Source organism: Streptomyces sp. NPDC085481, assembly GCF_044541845.1.
Taxonomy (GTDB): Bacteria; Actinomycetota; Actinomycetes; order Streptomycetales; family Streptomycetaceae; genus Streptomyces.
Window position 1 is genome coordinate 248,785 of record NZ_JBITTJ010000013.1, and the last position, 20,530, is coordinate 269,314.

The 20,530-nt window shown below is 72.1% G+C and carries 14 protein-coding genes; 7 read left to right on the forward strand and 7 right to left on the reverse strand.

Features of this window, described 5'->3' with window-relative positions:
• Positions 1-44: 44 nt before the first annotated feature.
• Genes ACIGEZ_RS26110 through ACIGEZ_RS26125 form a run of 4 tightly spaced genes read right to left on the reverse strand, consistent with a single transcriptional unit; the run spans position 45 to position 4,418 of the window.
• Positions 45-1,343, reverse strand: coding sequence for a glycosyl hydrolase (locus ACIGEZ_RS26110; RefSeq protein ID WP_399835193.1), 1,299 nt, complete (start codon positions 1,341-1,343; stop codon positions 45-47).
• A 58-nt stretch (positions 1,344-1,401) separates the two neighbouring features.
• The gene (locus tag ACIGEZ_RS26115; protein WP_399835196.1) at positions 1,402-2,241 is read right to left on the reverse strand and encodes a carbohydrate ABC transporter permease; all 840 of its coding nucleotides are present in this window, start codon (positions 2,239-2,241) and stop codon (positions 1,402-1,404) included.
• A 3-nt stretch (positions 2,242-2,244) separates the two neighbouring features.
• Positions 2,245-3,117, reverse strand: coding sequence for a carbohydrate ABC transporter permease (locus ACIGEZ_RS26120; RefSeq protein WP_399835199.1), 873 nt, complete (start codon positions 3,115-3,117; stop codon positions 2,245-2,247).
• Between the two features lie 5 nt (positions 3,118-3,122).
• Complete coding sequence (locus ACIGEZ_RS26125; protein ID WP_399835203.1) at positions 3,123-4,418, reverse strand: ABC transporter substrate-binding protein; 1,296 nt, start codon at positions 4,416-4,418, stop codon at positions 3,123-3,125.
• Positions 4,419-4,574: 156 nt separating this feature from the next.
• Here ACIGEZ_RS26125 and ACIGEZ_RS26130 point away from each other — a divergent pair, with 156 nt between their 5' ends.
• From ACIGEZ_RS26130 to ACIGEZ_RS26145, 4 genes are all read left to right on the forward strand, one after another.
• The gene (locus ACIGEZ_RS26130) at positions 4,575-5,597 is read left to right on the forward strand and encodes a LacI family DNA-binding transcriptional regulator (RefSeq protein ID WP_399835206.1); all 1,023 of its coding nucleotides are present in this window, start codon (positions 4,575-4,577) and stop codon (positions 5,595-5,597) included.
• 92 nt (positions 5,598-5,689) lie between these two features.
• Positions 5,690-8,134: a discoidin domain-containing protein gene (locus tag ACIGEZ_RS26135; RefSeq protein WP_399835209.1), complete on the forward strand. Its 2,445-nt coding sequence runs from the start codon at positions 5,690-5,692 to the stop codon at positions 8,132-8,134.
• Positions 8,135-8,258: 124 nt separating this feature from the next.
• Positions 8,259-9,593, forward strand: coding sequence for a hypothetical protein (locus tag ACIGEZ_RS26140; RefSeq protein WP_399835212.1), 1,335 nt, complete (start codon positions 8,259-8,261; stop codon positions 9,591-9,593).
• Between the two features lie 53 nt (positions 9,594-9,646).
• A complete protein-coding gene (locus ACIGEZ_RS26145; RefSeq protein ID WP_399835215.1) occupies positions 9,647-10,468 on the forward strand; it encodes an alpha/beta fold hydrolase in 822 nt (273 codons plus the stop codon).
• Positions 10,469-10,490: 22 nt separating this feature from the next.
• Here ACIGEZ_RS26145 and ACIGEZ_RS26150 read toward each other — a convergent pair whose 3' ends face one another.
• Positions 10,491-11,432, reverse strand: coding sequence for an NADP-dependent oxidoreductase (locus tag ACIGEZ_RS26150; protein ID WP_399835277.1), 942 nt, complete (start codon positions 11,430-11,432; stop codon positions 10,491-10,493).
• 107 nt (positions 11,433-11,539) lie between these two features.
• Here ACIGEZ_RS26150 and ACIGEZ_RS26155 point away from each other — a divergent pair, with 107 nt between their 5' ends.
• From ACIGEZ_RS26155 to ACIGEZ_RS26165, 3 genes are all read left to right on the forward strand, one after another.
• Positions 11,540-12,508, forward strand: coding sequence for a GlxA family transcriptional regulator (locus tag ACIGEZ_RS26155; RefSeq protein WP_399835218.1), 969 nt, complete (start codon positions 11,540-11,542; stop codon positions 12,506-12,508).
• Positions 12,509-12,739: 231 nt separating this feature from the next.
• On the forward strand, positions 12,740-13,369 hold the full coding sequence (locus tag ACIGEZ_RS26160) for a hypothetical protein (protein WP_399835221.1): 630 nt from the start codon (positions 12,740-12,742) through the stop codon (positions 13,367-13,369).
• 1 nt (position 13,370) lies between these two features.
• On the forward strand, positions 13,371-15,419 hold the full coding sequence (locus ACIGEZ_RS26165; RefSeq protein ID WP_399835223.1) for a tetratricopeptide repeat protein: 2,049 nt from the start codon (positions 13,371-13,373) through the stop codon (positions 15,417-15,419).
• Between the two features lie 12 nt (positions 15,420-15,431).
• Here the strand turns inward: ACIGEZ_RS26165 and ACIGEZ_RS26170 are convergent, their stop codons facing one another.
• Positions 15,432-18,338 (reverse strand): NHLP bacteriocin export ABC transporter permease/ATPase subunit, encoded by a 2,907-nt coding sequence (locus ACIGEZ_RS26170; protein ID WP_399835226.1) that lies wholly within the window; start codon positions 18,336-18,338, stop codon positions 15,432-15,434.
• Position 18,339: 1 nt separating this feature from the next.
• Positions 18,340-20,457, reverse strand: a complete 2,118-nt coding sequence (locus tag ACIGEZ_RS26175) for an NHLP family bacteriocin export ABC transporter peptidase/permease/ATPase subunit (RefSeq protein WP_399835228.1) — start codon at positions 20,455-20,457, stop codon at positions 18,340-18,342.
• Between the last annotated feature and the right edge of the window lie 73 nt (positions 20,458-20,530).

The following is a 20,530-nucleotide window of genomic DNA, read 5'->3' on the forward strand; positions in this document are numbered from 1 at the left end:
CGGGAGGACGGTCGGGCCCGGGGGCGCCAGGGCGCGTGGGCGGGTCAGCTCTGCGGGGCGCCGGAGTTGCGAGCCGGGCCGGGGGCGCCGGGCTCGTCGACGGTGACCAGCTCGGTGATGCCGCGCGCGGCGAGGTACGCCGGGTCGTCGGCCCGGGCCGCGAGGACCACGGCCGGGCGGGCACCGGCCCCGGCGAGCCGCATGAACGCCTCGAAGTACCGCCCGCCGGGGCCGCACTCCGAGCGCTTGGACCCGTCGTCCGCGAGGTCGAGGACGAGGGCAGTGCCGCGGGCCGGTGCGGGAGAGTGCGCGGTGCGTGCCTCGGCGACGGCGTCCGCGAGCGCCCGGCCGGCCGGTTTGACCCGGCGGTCGGTGGTCAACAGACCGAGGCTGTATTCCAGTTCGGGGAAGTCGGCGAGCGCGCGGTCGACGTCGTGGGAGCACCACCACGTGATACCCCACAGATCGGGGCAGTCGAGCGCGGCGGCGACGGTCGTCCGGGTGAATTCCGCGGCGCGCTCGGCCGGCACGTGCGGGGCGGGGGCACCGACCTCCTGGAGCCAGACGGGGCGCCGGGGGTCGTCGGCCCAGGCCTTGGCGAGCTCGATCAGGTACGCGGCGTGCTCGCCGACCGCCACGGAGTCGGGGCCGTAGCGCTGCGCCGTGCCGTTGAAGACCCAGGAGTGGACGGCCGTGATCCCGCCGAGGCGGGCGGCGTGGGCGGGGGTGAAGGGGTGGTCGTCCAGGTACCAGGCGGCGTCGTACTCGGCGTGCAGGTGCAGGCGGCCGGGGGCGCCCTCCTCGCAGGCGGCGAGCATGCGGCGCAGCCAGGTCTCGGCCTGTGCGGGGGTGATGCGGTCGGGGTCGGGGTGGGGGTCGCCGGAGAACTGGTTGATCTCGTTGCCGATGGTCATGCCGAGGAAGTTCGGCCGGTCGGCGAGGGCGGCGGCGAGGGTGCGCAGATAGGTGCCCTGCCCGTCGACGACGTCGGGGTCGGTGAAGAGGTTGCGCCGGTGCCAGGTCTGGGTCCAGGAGGGCAGGAAGTCGAAGCTGGAGAGGTGGCCCTGCAGGCCGTCCACGGCGACGTCGAGGCCGAACTCCGCTGCCGTGTCGACGAGTCGGCCGAGCTGTTCGACGGCTCGGGGGCGGATCAGCGTGCGGTTGGGCTGGAAGAGGGGCCAGAGCGGGAAGGCGCGGATGTGGTCGAGGCCGAGGGCGGCGATGGAGTCGAGGTCGGCGCGTACGGCGTCGAGGTCGAAGTCGAGCCAGTGGTGGAACCAGCCCTGGCTGGGGGTGTAGTTGACGCCGAAGCGCGGACCGGAGCGGTGCTGACGAATCGTCATGCGCGGTGCGATTCCTTCGTGAAGGAGAGGTGGTGGAGCGTGCGTGGGTCTCGTCGGGTCATCCCTTGATCGCGCCTTCCTCCACGCCCCTGAAGAAGAACCGCTGGAGTGCCGCGAACACGGCGACGATCGGCAGGAAGGCGATCATGGTGCCGGCCGCTATCAGCCGGGGGTTGGCGCTGAACGTGCCGTCGAGGTACTGGAGTCCGACGGTGAGGGTGTAGCGGCCCGGGTCGTTGAGCACGATCAGCGGCCACAGGAAGTCGTCCCAGGCGCCGATGAAGGTGAAGATCACGACGACGCTCAGCATGCCCCGTACGTTGGGCAGCCCCACGTGCACGAGCCGCTGCCACGCGTTGGCGCCGTCCACGAGGGCGGCGGCGTCGAGTTCGGCCGGCACGGCACGGAAGGCGGTGTACATCAGGAGCACGTTGAGCATGGCGATCGCCCCGGGCAGGGCGACGCCGAGGAGGGTGTCGGTCAGGCCGAGGCTGCGGACCGTCACGTACTGGGAGACGATCGTGACCTCGCCGGGCAGCACCAGGGTGGCGACGAAGAGCCCGAGGGCGAGCCGGGCGCCCCGGAAGCGGAGCCGGGCCAGGGCGTATCCGGCGAGGGTGGCGCCGACGACGTTGCCGAGGACGGCGATCCCGGCCACGATCAGCGAGTTGGCCGCGTACGTCCACACCGGGATGGTGTCGGCGACCTGGCCGTAGTTGGCGAGGGTGAGGTCCTCGGGCAGGAAGCGGGGGGTGCGGGAGTAGACGTCCTCGCCCGGCCCCTTGAGCGAGGTGGACAGCTGCCAGAGGAACGGGCCGATGGTGAGGAGCAGGACGAGGACGAGAAGCAGGTAGCGCACCGTCTTCTCGCCGGCGGTCGGGGTGCGGCTCAGGGTCATGCGTCAGGCCGCCTTCCGGTTGAGCCGGGCCAGGAAGAGCATCGGGCCGACGGTGAGGACGAAGAGCAGCACGCTGAGGGCGGAGGCGTAGCCGATGTGCCCGGTGAAGCCGCGGCTGTACATCTGGATGAGCATGACGACCGACATGTCGCGTCCGCCGGGTCCGCCGGTGCCGTTGGACAGCACGTACAGCTCGGAGAAGATCCGCAGGGCGGAGACCGAGATGAGGACGGAGATCAGGAGCATCGCCGGGCGTACGCCGGGCAGGGTGACGTGCCAGAACCTGCGGACGGCGGAAGCGCCGTCGACGGCGGCCGCCTCGTGGAGTTCGCGGCCGACGTTCCCGAGCGCGGACAGGTAGATGACCATGTAGTAGCCGAGCCCCTTCCACACCGTGAGGCCGATCGCGCTGAGGAGCAGCAGCCAGCGGTCGGTGAGGAAGGAGACGGGCCGGTCGGCGAGGCCGAGCTGGTGGAGCATCCCGTTGAGCAGCCCGCGGTCGTCGAGGACCCAGCCCCAGACGAGGCCGACGACGACGGCGGAGGCGACGACCGGGGTGTAGAACGCGGTGCGGAAGAAGGTGACGCCGGGCAGCTTCCGCTCCACGAGGAGGGCGAGCAGCAGCGGCAGCAGGGTGAGCAGGGGCAGGCAGACGACGAGGTAGAGGACGCTGTTGAACAGTGCTGCTGTCAACTGGTCGTCGTCGAGCGCGCGTTGGTAGTTGTCCAGGCCGGTGAAGTGTCCTCCGCCGAGCGGTTTGGCGTTGGTGAAGGACAGGATCACCGTGTTGACCGCGGGCCACAGGTTGAAGACGGCGAGCCAGACCAGGGCGGGACCGGCGAGCAGCCAGGGGGTGAACCAGCGCCGGTGGGTCATGGAGCTCAGTCCTTCAGGAGCTGGTCGGCACGGTCGACCGCGGTGTCGAGGGCTTCCTTGGAGCTCGCCTGGCCGCTGATGGCGAGGGCGATCTGCTGGTTGACGACGGTCTTGATCGCGTCGTTGGCCTGTACGGGTTCGAGGACACGGGCGGAGGCGAGCGAGCGGAAGGCGGTGACCTTGGCGTCGCCGGCGTTGGTGCCGTCGCTCTTGCTGAAGAAGGGATCGGCGGCGGAGGCCGTGGTGGACGGGAAGATGCTCGTCTCGCGGGCGAACGCGGCCTGGTTGGCGGCGTTGGTGACCCAGCGGGCGAGGGCGAGCGCCGCGGTCGGGTTCTTGGTGGACTTGGGGATGGACAGTCCCTGGACGTACAGCGGCGGGGTGCCCATGGCAGCCGAGGGGACCACCTTGGGGGCGAGGGTCGGGTTGTCGGTCGCGAGGCTGGTGATGTAGTTGGCGCCCGCGGTGGTCCAGGCGGCGGTGCCGGAGCTGAAGAGCTTGGTGTTGCCCGCGTACGTCTCGGTGAGGACGTCCTTGGGCAGCAGGCCCTCCTTGAAGGCGGCGCGGTAGGTGTCGAGGACGGCGGCGGCCTCGGGGGTGTTGAACGTGAAGGTCTTCCCGTCCGCCGACATGATGGGGACGCCGGCGTTGGCGAGGTCCATGAGGTTGGGCTTGCGGCTCATCAGGTACGTCTGGCCGCCTGACTTCGCCTTGACGGTACGGGCGGCGGCGACCAGCTCGTCGAGCGAGGCCGGGGGCTTCTCCGGGTCGAGGCCGTACTTCGCGAGGAGTTCGCCGTTCCAGTAGTTGACGTCGGTGTTGAGGTACCAGGGGTAGCCGTAGGTGCCGTCGTGACCGGGGAAGCGGTAGGCGTCGAGGCCGCCCTTGACGTAGTCGGTGCCGGCGGCGGGGTCGGACGTGGCGACGTCGAGCAGCAGGTTCCGCTTCACCAGCGGCAGGGCGAAGTCCGGGGGCAGGTTGACGACGTCGGGGAGGGTTCCGCCGGCGGACTGGCTGAGGACCTTCTCCGAGTAGCCCTCGCCGGGCTGGTCGAGCCATTCGACCTCGACGCCCGGGTGCTTCTTCTCGAAGCCGGCGATCACGCCCTCCATGTAGGCGGTGAACTTCGGCTTGAGGGCCCACGTCTGGAGGGAGACCTTGCCCTTCACCTCGCCGCCGGAGACCTCCGGACCGGGGCCGCCGGAGTCCTCGGCGCCGCCGAGGCCGCAGCCGGCGAGGGTCACCGCCGCCACCGCCACGGCCGTCCACCGCGCCCACCGGCTTCTACGTATGACTCGCACGAGGGTGTCTCCTTGCTCGGACGTTGCTCGGAATGTGCTCGGACCTTGCGCTGACTAAACCGCTCTAGCGAAGGGGACTGTGCTCGCGGCTACACTCCGGTGTCAAGAGCGCACGCGAAACGGCGTACGGGAACGGCTGATCAGGGAGGGCGTCCGGTGGCCAGACCGACCATCGCCGACATCGCCAGGGAGGCAGGCGTCTCCAAGGGCGCGGTCTCCTTCGCGCTCAACGGGCGGCCGGGAGTGAGCGAGGCGACCCGTGACCGGATCCTGCGGGTCGCCGAGCGGATGAACTGGCGCCCGCACAGCGCCGCGCGCGCCCTCGGCGGGGCGCGGGCGGGAGCCGTCGGGCTCGTGCTCGCCCGGCCCGCGCGGACGATCGGCCTGGAGCCCTTCTTCAGCCACCTGCTCTCCGGGCTCCAGGCCGCCCTGTCGGGGCGGGGCACGGCGCTCCAGCTGCTCGTGGTCGAGGACACGGCGGCCGAGATCGAGGTCTACCGGCGGTGGACCTCCGAGCACCGGGTGGACGGCTTCTTCCTGGTCGACCTCCAGGTGCGCGACCCGCGCATCCCGGTCCTGGAGGAGCTGGAGGTGCCGGCGGTCGTGCTCGGCGGCCCCGGCCGGCACGGGCGGCTCCCGGCCGTCTGGGCCGACGACCGGGAGGCGATGACCTCGATCGTCGAGTACCTGGCGGCCCTCGGCCACCGCCGCATCGCGCACCTCGCCGGGCTGCCCTCCTTCCAGCACACCCAGCGCCGGATCCGCGCCCTGCGGGACGCGGCGCGACGGCTCGGCATGGCCGACGCGGTCTCCGTGCCGACCGACTTCAGCGACGCGGAGGGCGCGGCCGCCACCCGCACCCTGCTCGCCAGGCCGGGGGGTCAGCGGCCGACGGCGCTCGTGTACGACAGCGACGTCATGGCGGTGGCGGGGCTCGGCGTCGCGACCGAGATGGGGGTGCCGGTGCCCGGCGAGCTGTCGATCGTGTCCTTCGACGACTCGGCCCTCACCCGCATCGTCCACCCCTCTCTCACGGCCCTCTCACGCGACACCTTCGCCCTCGGCGAGCAGGTCGCGACGGCGCTGCTCGCGCTGATCGACGACCCGTCCTCGGCGAGCGACGTCAGGAACCCGACGCCGCGGCTCACGGTCCGCGAGAGCACGGCGTCGCCCTCTTGACCGTGCCCGCTAAAGCCGTTTAGCTTCGGCCTTCGCACCATCGCGCCACCGGCACCACCAGCCCCCACCCCCTCAGCTGGACCGGAGCTTCGATGAGACGACCCCTGCACCTCGTTCTGGCCGCCGCGCTGTCCGTGGCCTCACTGGGCCTCGGCGCCGCACAGAGCGCGTCGGCGGCGCCCGCGCGGCCCGAGGCCCCGCGCACGGCGGCGACCGCGACCGGCGACCAGCCGTACGCCTCGTACTGGTACCCGAACACGATCCTGAACTGGGACCCGGCCACCGACCCCGACGCCCGCTTCAACCGCTCCCGCGTGCCCCTTCAGCAGCGGGTCTCGGACCCTGCCCTCAAGGCCAACGCCAACGCCCGCCCGGGCGAGGGCAAGGTCGTCTCCCTGGTGTCGTTCGCACCGACCTCGAACAATCCCTCCCAAGGCTCGCTCGACCCCCGCTACTACGCGTTCGGGCACTGGCAGTACCTCGACAAGCTGGTGTTCTGGGGCGGTTCGGCCGGCGAGGGGCTGATCCTCGCGCCGAACCCCACCGTGATCGACGCCGCCCACCGCAACGGCGTCAAGGTGTACGGCACGGTCTTCTTCCCGCCCACCGCCTACGGCGGCCAGATCCAGTGGGTCCGCGACTTCACGCAGAAGTCCGGCAGCCGCTATCCCGTCGCCGACAAGCTCGCCCAGGTCGCGCAGCACTACGGCTTCGACGGCTGGTTCATCAACCAGGAGACGGCCGGCGGCGACGCCGCCCTCGCGACCGAGATGCGCAACACCCTGCGCTACGCGCGCTCGCTCGGCCCGCTCGAGTTCATGTGGTACGACGCGATGACCGAGTCGGGATCGGTGAGCTGGCAGGACGCGCTCACCAGCGCCAACGACGCCTTCCTGCAAGAAGGTTCGCAGCGCACGAGTGACTCGATGTTCCTCGACTTCGGCTGGGGCGCCACCGCCCTCGACTCCTCGCGGACCCTGGCCCGCAACCTCGGCCGCAGCGAGTACGAGCTGTTCGCGGGCGTCGACACCGAGGCGAACGGCTACAACACGAGCGCCCCGTGGAGCGCGGTCTTCCCGGACGGCCGACCGCACACCGCCTCGCTCGGACTCTACCGCCCCGAGTGGACCCACAACTCCTCCACCGACCGGGCCGACTCCTACGCCCGTGAAGCCAGGTACTGGGACGGCGCCAACGGCGACCCGTCGAACACCACGACCAGCTCGGCGTGGAAGGGCCTCGCGCAGTACGTCCCGGAGTCCTCGCCCGTCACCGCCAAGCCCTTCGTCACCTCCTTCGACGCGGGCCAGGGCGACTTCTACCACTCCGGCGGCGTCCGCGTGTCCACCGGCGGCTGGAACAACCTGTCCCTCCAGGACGTGCCGCCCACCTACCGCTGGCTCGTGCAGTCCGCGGGGACGAAGCTGAAGCCGTCGATCGACTTCACCGACGCCTACGAGGGCGGCTCCGCCCTCCGCCTCACCGGCACGCTCGACGCGGTGAACACCGTACGGCTGTACCAGTCACGGCTGCCGGTCGCGGCCGACACCAAGCTCTCCGTGGTGGTGAAGACCCCGGCGGCCGGGCCGACCCGGCTGAAGGCGGCCGTCTCCTTCACGGACTCCCCCACCACGTTCACCACGCTCGACCTCGGCTCCACCACGACCGCGGGCTGGGAGCGCAGGACGCTCGACCTGTCCGCGTACGCCGGCCGCACCCTCGCGCAGCTCGGCCTCCAGACCACGGGCACGGCCCCCTCGTACGACATCAAGGTGGGCCAACTCGCCGTGTACGACGGGACGGTGGACGCCCCGGCGGCCCCGACCGCGCCGACCGTCCTCGGCACGACGGACACCGGCACCACGAGCAGGTCCCTGCGGCTCGCGTGGACGCCCTCGGCCTCCGGTTCCGTGCACCACTACGAGGTGTACCGCCGCAACGCGGACGGCAGCCGCACCTTCCTGGGCGCCACCCCCAACGACAGCTACTTCGTGCCGAAGCTGGACCGGGCCGGTACGGAGACGACGACGACGCTCGACATCGAGGCGGTCTCCACCGAGTTCGGCCGCTCCCCCGCCGCGAGCACCGCGGTCACCTGGTCCGGGACGACCGACGCCAACCTGGCGCTCAACCGGCCCGCGACGGCGTCCGGGCAGTGCAACGCCTCGGAGACGGCGGCCAAGGCCGTCAACGGCAGCGTGACCGGCGGCAACAGCGACAAGTGGTGCACGACCACCACGGCCAAGTGGCTGGAGGTGGACCTGGGGGCCTCCCGCACCCTCGACCGCTTCGTGGTGAAGCACGCGGCGGCGGGCGGCGAGAGCGCGAGCTGGAACACGCGCGACTTCACGGTCGAGGTCCGCGCGAGCGCCACCGCGCCCTGGACCACGGCCGCGACGGTCACCGGCAACACGGCGGCCACCACCACCCACCCGGTGAGCGTGACGGCCCGCTACGTCCGCCTGGTGATCACCAAGCCGACGCAGACGACGGACCCGGCGGCCAGGATCTACGAGTTCGAGGCCTGGGGTTCCTGAACCTCGCCCGTCCCTGTGCCCCGCACGGCGCGGCCCGCTCGGGCCGCGCCGTGCCGGTTCACCGCCGACCGGTCCGGTGCGCCGGGGGTACCGGCGCCTCGGGCCGGCGTGGTCGACTGGGCGCATGACGCTGCTGAGCCGGACCTATGTGGACGCGTGCCTCACCGGAGACGGCGGGCTGCGCGAGGCCGTCGCGCGCGCCGGGTTGCCGGACGCCTTCGAGGCGGCCTGGCGCAAGCACCTGCTGCCGCGCCCCTGGTTCGTCGGGGAGGATGAAATGGCCGCGTTCGCACGGGACCTGGAGGGCCTGTTCGAGCTGCTGGTCTCGCTGCCGGCGCGGCTGTTCGACGGCGACCTCGTGCGGTACGGGGAAGGGATCGGGGTCGCGCCGCGTCACCTGGAGCTGCTGCGGCGCGGGGCGGCGGGGCGTCCGGCGAAGCTGGGCCGCGCCGACGCCTACCACGACGGCACGTCGTACAAGCTGCTCGAGTTCAACCTGGGCAGCGAGGTGGGCGGCATGGACATGGCCGTGTGCAACGCGAGGCTGTTGCGGGTCGCCGAGTTCGCCGCGTTCGCCACCGAGTACCGGCTGCGCTTCGTGGACACGGCGGCGCGGCTCGCGGCCGATCTGCGCGAGCGGGCCCGGCCGGCGCTCGCGGGCGGCGGGGCCGAGCCGGTGATCGGGCTGATCGAGGGCAACGGCGGCATCGGCCCGTACGGGACGCTCATGCGGGCGTTCCAGGAGGCCATGGCGGAGCAGGGTCTGGAGCTGCTGATCGGCGAGATCGACCAGGTGCGTGCCGGGACCGACGGAAAGCTGACCCTGGACGGCGCCCCGCTCGACCTCGTGCTGCGCAACTTCGGGGCGAGCCAGCTGCTCGGTGATCCGGCGGGGCCGGATGTGGCGGAGCACCTCCTCCGCGCCCACCGGACCGACAGGACCGTGCTGTTCACGTCCCTGGAGAGCGGTCTGTACGCCCACAAGAACGCCCTCGCCCTCCTCTCCGACCCCCGCTGGGCCGCCGCCTTCGACGCCGAGGAGCGCGCGCTCGTCGACCGGGTCCTGCCCTGGAGCCGTAGCCTGCGGGCACCGGCCCGCGGGCTGCTGGACGAGTGCCGGGAGCGCCGGGAACAGCTGATCCTGAAGCCCGGCGCCGGGCACGGCGGCATGGACACCTTCGTCGGCTGGGAGTGCGACGACGCCGAGTGGCGCGCGGCCCTGGCCGTCGCCGCCGACCGCGGCTATCTGGCCCAGGAACGGGTGGTGCCGCGCGCCGAACCGGTCCACGACCCGGCGGGCGACCGTGCCCACGACTGGATCGCGGCCCTCGGCGTCTTCCTCACCTCCGAGGGCTACGCCGGCGCGCACGCCCGGGCGAACCGGGCCGACGGCGGCGCGATCGTCGGCATGAGCAGCAACCCCGGCACCCGCATGGCCTGCGTGTTCTCCCACCCCTGAGTAGCGCGAACACGAGAATGGCGGGGGGTGTCGTATCGGCGCAGGGAGCGCGCATGGCAAGGGTCGAGGTCAACGGCGTCGGACTGTTCTTCGAGGCCGGCGGGGACGGGGACCCGCTGGTGCTCGTGCACGGCTCCTGGGTCGACCACCACAACTGGGACGCGGTGGTCCACGGCCTCGCCCTGCGCTACCGCGTGCTGGTGTACGACCGGCGCGGGCACAGCGAGAGCGACCGGCCGGACGGGCAGGGGACGCGCCGCGAGGACGAGGATGACCTGGGGGCGCTGATGGAGGTGCTGGGTTTCGCGCCGGCGTACGTCGTCGGCAACTCGTTCGGCGCCTCGACCGCCCTCGGTCTGGCCGCCCGGCGCCCGGAGCTGTTCCGGGGGATCGCCGTCCACGAGCCGCCGCTGCTCGACGTGGTCGCCGACGTCCCCGAGTACCGCGAACAGGTGGCGGAGACCCGCCGGCTGCTCGGCGCATGCGCCGACCGGCTGCGGGAGGGGGACGCCCTCGCCGGGGCGCGGCAGTTCGTGGACGAGGTCGCCTTCGGCCCTGGAGCGTGGGAGCAGTGCCCGACGAAGGTCAAGGAGACCTTCGTCGCCAACGCCCCCACGTTCCTCGACGAGCAGGGCGACCCGCTGTGGGCCGCCCTCGACCCGTCCGAGCTGCACGACTTCACCGCTCCCGCGCTGCTGTCGCGCGGCGCGCACAGCCCGCCCTGGTTCGGGGCGGTCTTCGACCGGCTCGCCGGGGCGCTGCCCTGGGCCCGTACCCATGTCTACGAGGGTGCCGGGCACACGCCGCACGTGACGGACCCCGAGGAGTTCACGGCGGTGCTGACGGCGTTCTTCGACGAGGCCGGAAGGTCCTGAGCGGTGGTCCGGTCCGGGCGGCTCAGGAGCCGTCGACGACGAGGACGATCTTGCCGCTGGTGCGGTCGGTCTCGCCCAGGGCGTGGGCCTTGGACGCCTCGGTGAGCGGGAAGACCGCCTCGACGTGGGCGCGCAGGGCGCCGGACGCGGCGAGCTCGGCGATCGCGTTCATGCCGGCGTGGTCGGCCTCGACCAGCAGGGTCTCCATCCGGATGCCCCGCTCCGCGGCCTGCGCCGTCAGGTCCGGGCCGGCGCCCGACAGCAGCGAGACGATGACGCCGCCGGGGCGCACGACGTCCAGGGAGCGGGCCCGGGTGTCGCCGGCCAGCGGGTCGAGGACGACGTCGATGTCGCCGGTCGCCTCGCGGAAGTCGGTCGTGCGGTAGTCGATCACCTCGTCCGCGCCCAGCGAGCGCAGGAACTCGTGCTTGGGGGCGCTCGCGGTGCCGATCACGTACGCGCCGCGGGCCTTGGCGATCTGGACGGCGAGGTGGCCGACCCCGCCGGCGGCGGCGTGCACCAGGACGCGCTGCCCGGCGCGGACCCCGGCGGTGTCGACGAGCGCCTGGTACGCGGTGAGGGCGGCGAGCGGCAGGGCGCCGGCCTGGACGTGGTCGAGGCCGTCCGGCTTGTGCGCGAAGGCGCGGGCGGGGGCGGTCACGTACTCGGCGTGGGCGCCGACGCCGTGGGGGTAGGGCAGCATGCCGAAGACCTCGTCGCCCGGCTTGAAGAGGGTGACCCCGTAGCCGACGGCCTCGACGACGCCGGAGACGTCCCAGCCGAGGACCAGCGGCAGATGGTCGAGGAAGAGGCCGGGCCGGGAGCGGTGCTTCCAGTCGGTCGGGTTGACCCCGGAGGCGCGCACGGCGACCAGGATCTGGCTCGGTCCCGGCACCGGCCGGGGCAGGACGGCCTCGTGGAGGACGTCGGGGGCTCCGTGGGTGGACTGGCTGATGGCGCGCATGGTGGCGGTGGTGGCCTCGGGGGCGTTGTTCGTCATGCGTACCAGCCTGGCGTGCGGGCCCACTCGCGTACCATGGCATGAAAGCCATCTTTCGACAGGATCGTGCCATGGGAAGCGTCCACCGCGTCGTCGTACTCGCCCTGGACGGGGTGTACCCCTTCGAGCTGGGCATCGCGAACCGGGTCTTCGGCTCCGCCGAGGGCCGCTACGAGGTGCTGACCTGCTCGGTCGACGGTGGTCCTGTCCGCACCAACTCCGACTTCTCGGTCACGGTCGGTCACGGCCTCGACGCGCTGCGCACGGCCGACACGGTGGTGCTGCCGCCGTTCGACCGGGCCCTGCTGACTCCCGAGCTGCCCGCCGGTGTCACCGACGCGCTCGCGGCCATCCCCGAGGGCGCGCGGATCGTGTCCATCTGCACGGGCGCCTTCGTCCTGGCGGCCGCCGGGATGCTCGACGGCCGGCCGGCCACGACGCACTGGCTGCTCGCCGAGCGCTTCCGGGAGTGGTTCCCGTACGTGGACCTCGACCCGGACGTGCTGTTCGTCGACGACGGTGACGTGCTGACCTCGGCCGGGGCCGCCGCGGGCGTGGACGTGTGTCTCCATCTCGTACGGCGTGACCACGGCACCGCGGTCGCCAACCAGGTGGCACGCGCCTGTATCGTCCCGCCGTGGCGGGACGGCGGGCAGGCCCAGTACATCGAGCAGCCGGTGCCGGAGGCCGATACGCAGGGGACCTCGGCCACCCGCCAGTGGGCCCTGGAGAACCTGCACGAGCCGCTGACCCTCACGGAGCTCGCCGGGCACGCCCGGATGAGCCTGCGCACCTTCGCCCGCCGCTTCACCGAGGAGGTCGGGGTGAGCCCCGGCCGCTGGCTGATCCAGCAGCGCGTGTCCCGCGCCCGGCACCTCCTGGAGTCCACCGACCTGGCGGTCGACGACATCGCCGGCCAGGTCGGCTTCGCCACCGGCACCTCACTCCGCCAGCACCTGCACGCCGCGATCGGCGTCACACCCCTGGCCTACCGCCGCACCTTCCGCGGTGAGGCGCTGACCCTGCGGGCGACCTCGTAGTCGGGGGTTTCGGCCTCCTCGTGCGATCGAGTGAAGGAGAGGGCCCTCCGCATGCGCGGTGCGGAGGCGGACCCTTCACTGGGAGTCGTGGATGACGACACGCGCCCCAGATCTCAGCCAGGTCGTTCTCGTCGGCCATCGGTCCGACGGGCACTCCGGCGCCGCGGACGATCCAGGACGGCGGGGGCGAGCGCCGGGCAGCCGGGACGGGAGCCCTGGGAGTTCGCGATCGTGCTGGCGATCGGGATCGCCACCATGTGCGGTGCGGTCCTCACCTTCCTGTCACTCCGGGAGGAGAGCTCCGCGGTGGACGACGACAGATATGCCCAGTTGGAGACGGTGACGGTCAAGTCGCGTCAGGTGGAGGCCGATATCCAGGTCCGCCACGAGCGCGCCCTGGTCGGCCGGTACCGCCAGTCCTACGCGGAGGCCGGCAGGCTGGAAGCGGAAGCACGGGGCGCGCCTGACGCCGCCCCGCTTCTGGACTCGGCCATGCTCATGAGAAGGGTGGCCAGAGCCTCCAGCGAGGTCGGTGCCGCGTTCGACTGGAGCAAGCTCAAAGGGGTGGGAGCACAAGCGACGTACGACTACGAAGGGCGCTTCCAGGACGTCCTCCAAAGCTTGGAGTACGCGTCCTACGTGCCGGGCGACCAGCCCGCACGCACGGCTTCCGCCGCCGACCGCCACCGTGCGCGGAGCGAGCGCTACGCGCTCGGCGTCGTCGCGACCCTCGCGGTCCTCACACTCCTCACGGTGGCGAGGATCGGCCCGGTGCGCCTGCGACCCTGGATCGCCGGGGCCGGCACGGTCGCCGGGGTCGTGGTGATCCCCGTCCTGGTGTTCACCGGAGGGTGGACCTGACATGCCCAGCCACCGTGACCAGGAGCTGAACGTCCCGGACATCGACACCGTCCATACGCCGTTCAACCGGCGCCTCGCGCTCTCCGTCGCGGTCATCGCCCTGTTCGGCAGTGTCCTCGGGTATGCCGCATGCCGAGCAGGTACGTACGAGGACGAAGCCGCTCGCGACGCGCAGAGGAACGCCGTCCTGGCGATGTCCGAGAAGAGCGCGGCCTTGTCCGAGTACTACGACCGTCTCGGCGGGCTCACCATCGTGGCGGCGTTCAGACAGCGGCGGGCGATCGCCGAAGCGCGCGCCGAACTGCTGTCGATGCCAGGGGAATCCACCCGAGCGGATCACTGGGAGGAAGCCTCCGGCGAAGTGGCCGATCTGTCCCCCTTGCCGCAGCAGGAGCCGAGTCTCCAGAACGCGCCCCTTTCCTGGGCCGATGCTGCGGCGAGGCCCGTTCTCGCGCAACTCCACCAGCAGACCAGCCGCCGAATGGCGGCGGAGTGGGGCGACAAGGCAAGCCTCTACGTCGGCGGGATCACTCTGCTGGCCATCGCTCTCGCCCTCCTGGGACTGTCCGCGACCATCACCCCTCGGATCCGCCCGTTCTTCTGGTGGCCGGCGGCCGCCATCTCCGTGGCGACCCTGGTCGGCTTCCTCATCGTCGTGCTGACACCGGTTCCGCACATCTCCGAAAGGGCGATGAAGGCCGTGGCCGAAGGCGACCGTCTACTGCTCCGGGGCGAGCCCGGGAAGGCCATGGCTTCCTACACGAGTGCGGTTCGGGACAGCGGACAGTACGGTGTGGGCTTCCAGAAACGTGCCGACGCGCGTGCGGCAGCCGAGAACCCCGGCTCCCGGTACGTCTTCAACGTCATGAGCCCCCGAGCCCGGAGGGAGAACGTCGCGGACCTCGACCGGGCCATTCAGCTGGGCGAAGAGACCTTCGCGAACCTTGCCAATCAGGGGGCCAATTACTTCCACCTCAAGGACTACGAGAAGATGGAGGAGTTCACGCGTCGAGCCATAGCGATGAACGACGCTCTCCCCATACCCCGGCTGAACCTCGCACTGGCCATGGCGGCGCGGGGGCGGACGGAGCAGGCACAGCGGGAGTTCCGGCGCTCGATCAAGCTCTTCCAGAAGCGGTCCCTCCTGGAGCGCAGCGAGCTCTACGCATCCGCCAGGACCCAGCTGGAGATTCTTCTGGCTCAGCAGCCCGAGCGAATCGAAGCGGTGCGCCGCCTCCAGGGGATGCTGGTCAAGAGCGAGGCCGAAGCCCGGGTTCCCGGCCGCCACGTCCCGGCCGATCGGGCATCCATCCAGGCTCTCGACCTGAATCTGGACGGCCCCCATATCAACGTCGGCATGACGTACACGAATATCCTTCCGAACTCTCTGGTGTCGAAGATCTTCTATTTCCGAAAAGGTCCGGGCGACCCTTGGGTCCAGCGTCACGACCTCAACACCTTCGAGCCGTTCGCAGATCTTCCCCGGCAGGGGCCGGCCGTCTGGACCGGACTCGTTGAATTCCAGTGCCCATCAGCCGGCGAATACCGGGTCGACGTCTACGTCGACGACCGGATGCTGGAGAGCGCCGAGAAGGTCCGCGAGTCCCGGTCGGGCGACTTGCGTACGCACTACGACCCACTCGGCCGATACACCCTCTGCCAGCCTTCGACGTGGAGATACTCCACCAAGGGCGCGGGCCATGGTCGCTTCGAGTCCCCGGACGGCGAGCAGCGACTCAGCCTCCAGTCGGTTCCCGTGGCCCTTCCCATGCCCATGAAGGAGACGACCATCGAGACGGCTCTCACCAGCCTGCGCAACCGTATCCGGACCGAACCGGCGCTGACCGAAGATGTCCAGGACAAGGAGATCGGTGGCGTGAAAGGCACCGGTCGGACGTACGAACTGGCGGACGGCCGCAAGGTGGACACCTGGGCGGCGCTCACGGCTGACGGCATGCTGCACACGTTCATGGCCGAGTACCGCGCCGGGCGGGACGACCAGATGATGAAGGATCTCGAGGATCGCGTCAAGTACCTCGACCAGGGGTGAGGAGCCCGGCGCTCAGGTCAGCTGTCGCCTGACCAGGTCGTGGAAGAGCCCGTCGGTGTCCGCCAGGAGTTCGGCCGGCGGGCCCTGCTGGACGACGCGGCCGTCGGCCATGGCGATCACGCGGTCGGCGTCCATGACGGTGGAAAGGCGGTGGGCGATCACGACGCGGGTCGCCCGCAGGGCGCGGGTGGACTCGATGACGACGCGCTGGGCCTCGTTGTCGAGCGCACTGGTGGCCTCGTCGAGGAAGAGGATGCGGGGGCGGCGGATCAGGGCCTGGGCGATCATCAGGCGCTGGCGCTGGCCGCCCGAGATGGTGCCGCCGCCGTCGGAGAGCATGGTGTGCAGGCCCATGGGCATGGCCTGGATGTCCTCGGCGAGGCCCGCCATGGCGGCGGCCGCCCACACCTCCTCCAGGGAGTAGGCCTCGGTGCCCCGGATGCAGTCGAGGATCGACCCGGTGAAGGGCTGGGCGCTCTGCAGGACGACGCCGCACTGACGGCGTACGGCCGCCTGGTCCAGGGCGGCCAGGTCCTGGCCGTCGTAGAGCACGCTGCCGGTGGTGGGCCGGTCGAAGCCGATGAGGAGGCGCAGCAGCGTGGACTTGCCGCAGCCGCTGGCGCCGACGATCGCCACGAACTCGCCCGGCTCGACGCGGACGTCGACGCCGTCGAGGACGAGCGGGCCGTCCTCGGTGTAGCGGTACGCGAGCTGCCGGGCCTCGACGGCTCCGCTGAGCAGGCCGGGGCGGGTCGCCGCGGCGCGTACCTCGGGCCGCTCGCGCAGGATCGGGGCGACCTCCTCGAAGACGGGCAGCACGGCGGCGGCGGAGAGGAGGGCTCCGGTCAGCTGGGTCACCGAGGACAGCAGCAGGGTCACCGCGGTGCTGAAGGTGAGGAACTCCCCCGCCGACAGGGTGCCGCGGGCCGGCCCTGCGAGCAGCATGAACATCACGAGGGTGCACAGCGGCAGGCAGACCGCGCCGAGCACCGTGGTGACGTTCTGCAGCCGGCCGACCCGCTGCTGGAGCACGCGCGTGCCGGCGAACTCCCGGGCCCAGGCGGCGTAGGCGAAGCTCTCGGCGGCGGCGACGCGGAGTTTGGGCAGCCCGCGCAGGGTCTGGAAGGCCCGGTTGTCGAGGCGGTGGTTCATCCGGATCAGTCGTCGCTGATAGCGGAGTTGCCACAGCCCGAGCCCGAGGAGGAGCACCGCGATCACGAGCAGCATGGCGATCGCGGTCAGTGCGAGCGGGACGCTGTGTACGAGGAGCAGCGTGAGGTTCACCGCGCCGACCGTGCCGGCCTGCACGCAGACCGATCCGATGCCGGAGAGCGTACGGCGGATGGTGCTGATGCCCATGGCCGCGCCGGCGAGCTCACCCGTCGAGCGGCCGGTGAAGAACGTGGTCGGAAGCTTCAACAGCCGGTCCCATACGGCTGGTTGGAGGGTGGCCTCGATGCGGCCCTCCATGCGGAGGATGGCGATGTTCTGCAGCAGCATGAACCCGGCCGAGACCACGGCGGCCGCGATCAGCGCGATCGCCGTCTGCACGATGAGGCCTGTCTCGCCCGCCGGCACGTAGCGGCCGAGCACGGTGCCCGTGGCGACGGGCACCAGCGCGCCCAGGGCGACCGCGGCGAGCCCGCCGAAGACGATGGAGCGCAGTTCGGAGCGGGTGCCGCGCAGACTGAACCGGACCAGGGCGGGCAGGCCCAGCCTGCCCTCGGGCAGCGGGCGGTAGAACATGACGGCGTGCCGTTCGTACCCGGCCTCGCCGGCCTCGCCGATCCGCTCGCGCCGCCCGGTGGCCGGGTCGACCGCCACGTAACCGCCGCGCCGCCACAGCAGGGCGACCGGCGCGCCGTCCTTTTCGCGCCGGCCCACCAGCGGACCGGTGTTCTCCCGCCACCAGCCGCCGGCGAGCCGGATCGCGCGGGTGCGGATGCGCGAGGCGAGCGCCACGCGTTCGACGGGGTCCATGGCCGCTTCGGCGCCGTTTCCCGGGTCGGCGGCCTCGATGCGGTCGGCCAGGGTGATGCGCGCCTCGGCGGCGACCAGGCGGCACGCGGCGAGGGTCGCGTCCGCGCTCGCACCGGGGCGGGCGCCGCGGCGGGAGCGGTCGATGGAGGCGAGGAGGGTGCGGTCGGCTTCGGTACGGGCCTCCCGGCCGGCCGCGAGTCCGGCCGCCGTCCGGTCCTCGTGGGCGCGCTCGCGGTGCTCGATCCAGCGGTCCAGGGCGTGCAGCAGCCGGTACTGCTGCTCGACCATGCCCTGCCACATGGCGGGGTCCACGAGGAGGGTGCCGTCGGCCCCGCCCTCGTAGGCGGCGCCGTAGTGCACGTCGCCGGGGCTGACCCGCAGCCACTCGATGGCGTCGTCGGCGCGGCCGTCGAGCGGTGCCTGGTACAGGACGTGCAGGCCGCGCCCGATGCCGAGGGCGAAGGCGCTTTCGAGGGGGCTGGGGGCGACGCCGTACGGGGTGTGGACTCCGTGGTCGCCGTAGTCGCCGTACGACCCGTGCCACTGGGCGTCGTGCCACCCGCCCGGCTGTCCCTCGTACGCCGCCCGCTGCAGCTCGCGCAGCTCGATGCGGCGCAGCACGCACTCGCGCGACGGGCGGCCGACCAGCGTGTGCTCGGGGCCCTCCGGGGGGCCGAGCAGCAGGGTGCCCGCGTCGAGGCGGCCGAGGAAGTGCCACTGCCCGAGCAGCGCCGCGTCGACGGCGAACAGGTCCAGGGCGCCGTGCACGACCAGCCACAGCACCAGGGGGCCTTCGAGGGACAGGCTGCGCAGGTCGCTGCAGTCGACGGGCGTGCCGAGGCCGCCGAGGGCCGCGACCACCGGGTCGAGTGAGGCCGGGGCGGCGGGGGCCTGTGCGGGCTGCGCGGTGGCCGCCGCGGCGGGCTGCGGGGTGGTCACCTCAGTGCTCCTTGACCAGGTGGGCGTACGGTCCGCCCGCGGCGACCAGCTGCTCGTGCCGCCCGCGTTCGACGACCGTGCCGCGGTCCAGCACGAGGATCTCGTCGCTGTCGCGGACGGTGCTCAGCCGGTGGGCGATGACCACGCAGGCGCAGCCGCGGCGGCGCAGGTTGTCGATGACGAGCCGCTCGGTGACGGCGTCGAGCGCGCTGGTGACCTCGTCGAGCACGAGCACGCTGGGTTCCCGTACCAACGCGCGGGCGATCTCCAGGCGTTGGCGCTGGCCGCCGGAGAAGTTGCGGCCGTCCTGCTCGACCCGGCTGTGGATGCCGCCGGGACGGCGGGAGACCACGTCGAACACGGCGGCGTCCTGGAGCGCGGCGACGACGGCCTCGTCCGGGACGGAGGGGTCCCACAGGGCCACGTTGTCACGGACGGTGCCCTCGAAGAGGAAGACGTCCTGGTCGACGAAGGACACGGAGGCGGCGAGCGCGCCGCGCGGGATGTCCTCCAGACGCATCTCGTCGATGCGGACGGTGCCCTCCCAGGGGGCGTAGAGCCCGGCGATCAGCCGCGAGACGGTGGACTTCCCGCTGCCGGAGCCGCCGACGAGGGCGACCTGGCGGCCGGGCCCGACGGAGAGCGAGAAGTCCTTCAGGAGCGGGGCGTCGAGCGGGCTGTAGCCGAAGGTGACGCGGTCGAGTTCGACCCGGCCGGTGAGCCTGCGGGCACCGGCGGCCGGCTCGCGGCGGGTGTGGACGGGGTCGGCGGGGAAGCTCTCGACGTCCTTGAGCCGGGCGACGTCGGCGGCGAAGTCCTGGATGCGTCCGGCGGCGCCTCCGAGGCGGGTGATGGGCGCGGTGAAGCCGGTCACCAGGGACTGGAAGGCGACGAGCAGACCGACGGTGAGGTGGCCCTCGACCGCCCGCAGGCCGCCGATCATCAGGATCAGGGCGCTGTTGAGCGCGGCCAGGGTGGGGGCGACGATCGCCAGCCAGGCGCTGGGCACGCCGAGCCGCTGCTGCACGTCGAGGGTGACGGCGTGCTGGCCGGCCCAGCGGCGGAAGAAGCCGTTCTCGCCGCCGGTGGCCTTCATGGTCTCGATGAGCTGCAGTCCGCTGTACGAGGTGTTCGTCAACCGGGCGCTCTCGGCGCGGAGTTTGTGGGTGCCGGTGGCACGGACCTGGATCACGATCCGCATGGCCGCGACGTTGAGCAGGGCGACGAGCACGCCGAGGAGGGTGAGCTGGGGGTCGTACGTCCACAGCAATACGGCGTAGAGCACGACCACGACCGCGTCCACGCCCGCCGCGGACAGGTCGCGGGCGAGGGTCTCGGCGACCACGTCGTTGGACCGCAGCCGCTGGACCAGGTCGGCGGGGCTGCGCTGGGCGTAGAAGGCGACGGGGAGGCGCAGGAGGTGCCGCAGGAAGCGGGCGCTGCCGAGGGTCGAGGAGATGATCCGCCCGCGCAGCAGATTGGCCTGCTGGAGCCCGGTGAGCAGGGCGCTGAGCCCGATCGCGCCGGCCATCGCCGCGAACACGACGCCGAGCAGCGAGGACTGGCCTTCCATCAGGAACATGTCGATGTAGGTACGGCTCAGCGCGGGCAGCGCGGCGCCGACGACCACCAGGAGGAGGCTGGCCAGCAGCGCCGCGGCCAGGGTGCCCGACGTGCCGCGCATCCGGGCCGGCATGGCGCCGAAGACGCTGGGCTTGCGGCCGCCGCGGCGGAAGCCGGCGCCCGGTTCGAAGGTGAGCACGATGCCGGTGAAGCTGGTGTCGAACTCGTCCATGGGGACGAACCGTCGCCCCTTGCCCGGGTCGTTGACGTACACGCCCGCGCGGCCGAAGCGGCGCCCCATGCCGTCGTAGACGACGTAGTGGTTGAACTCCCAGAAGAGCACGGCAGGGGCCTGGACCTCGGCGAGCGCCGCCAGGTCCATCTGCATGCCCTTGGCCTGCAGGCCGTAACTCCGGGCCGCCTTGAGGAGGTTGCTTGCGCGCGAGCCGTCGCGGGAGACGCCGCAGGCGATCCGCAGCTCCTCCAGGGGGACGAAGCGTCGGAAATGGCCGAGGACCATGGCGAGCGCGGCGGCGCCGCACTCCACCGCCTCCATCTGCAGCACGGTGGGGGTTCGGACGGCGCGGGGGCGGCGGCCTTTGGGGAGGCGCCTGGACGGCGGGCGGCGC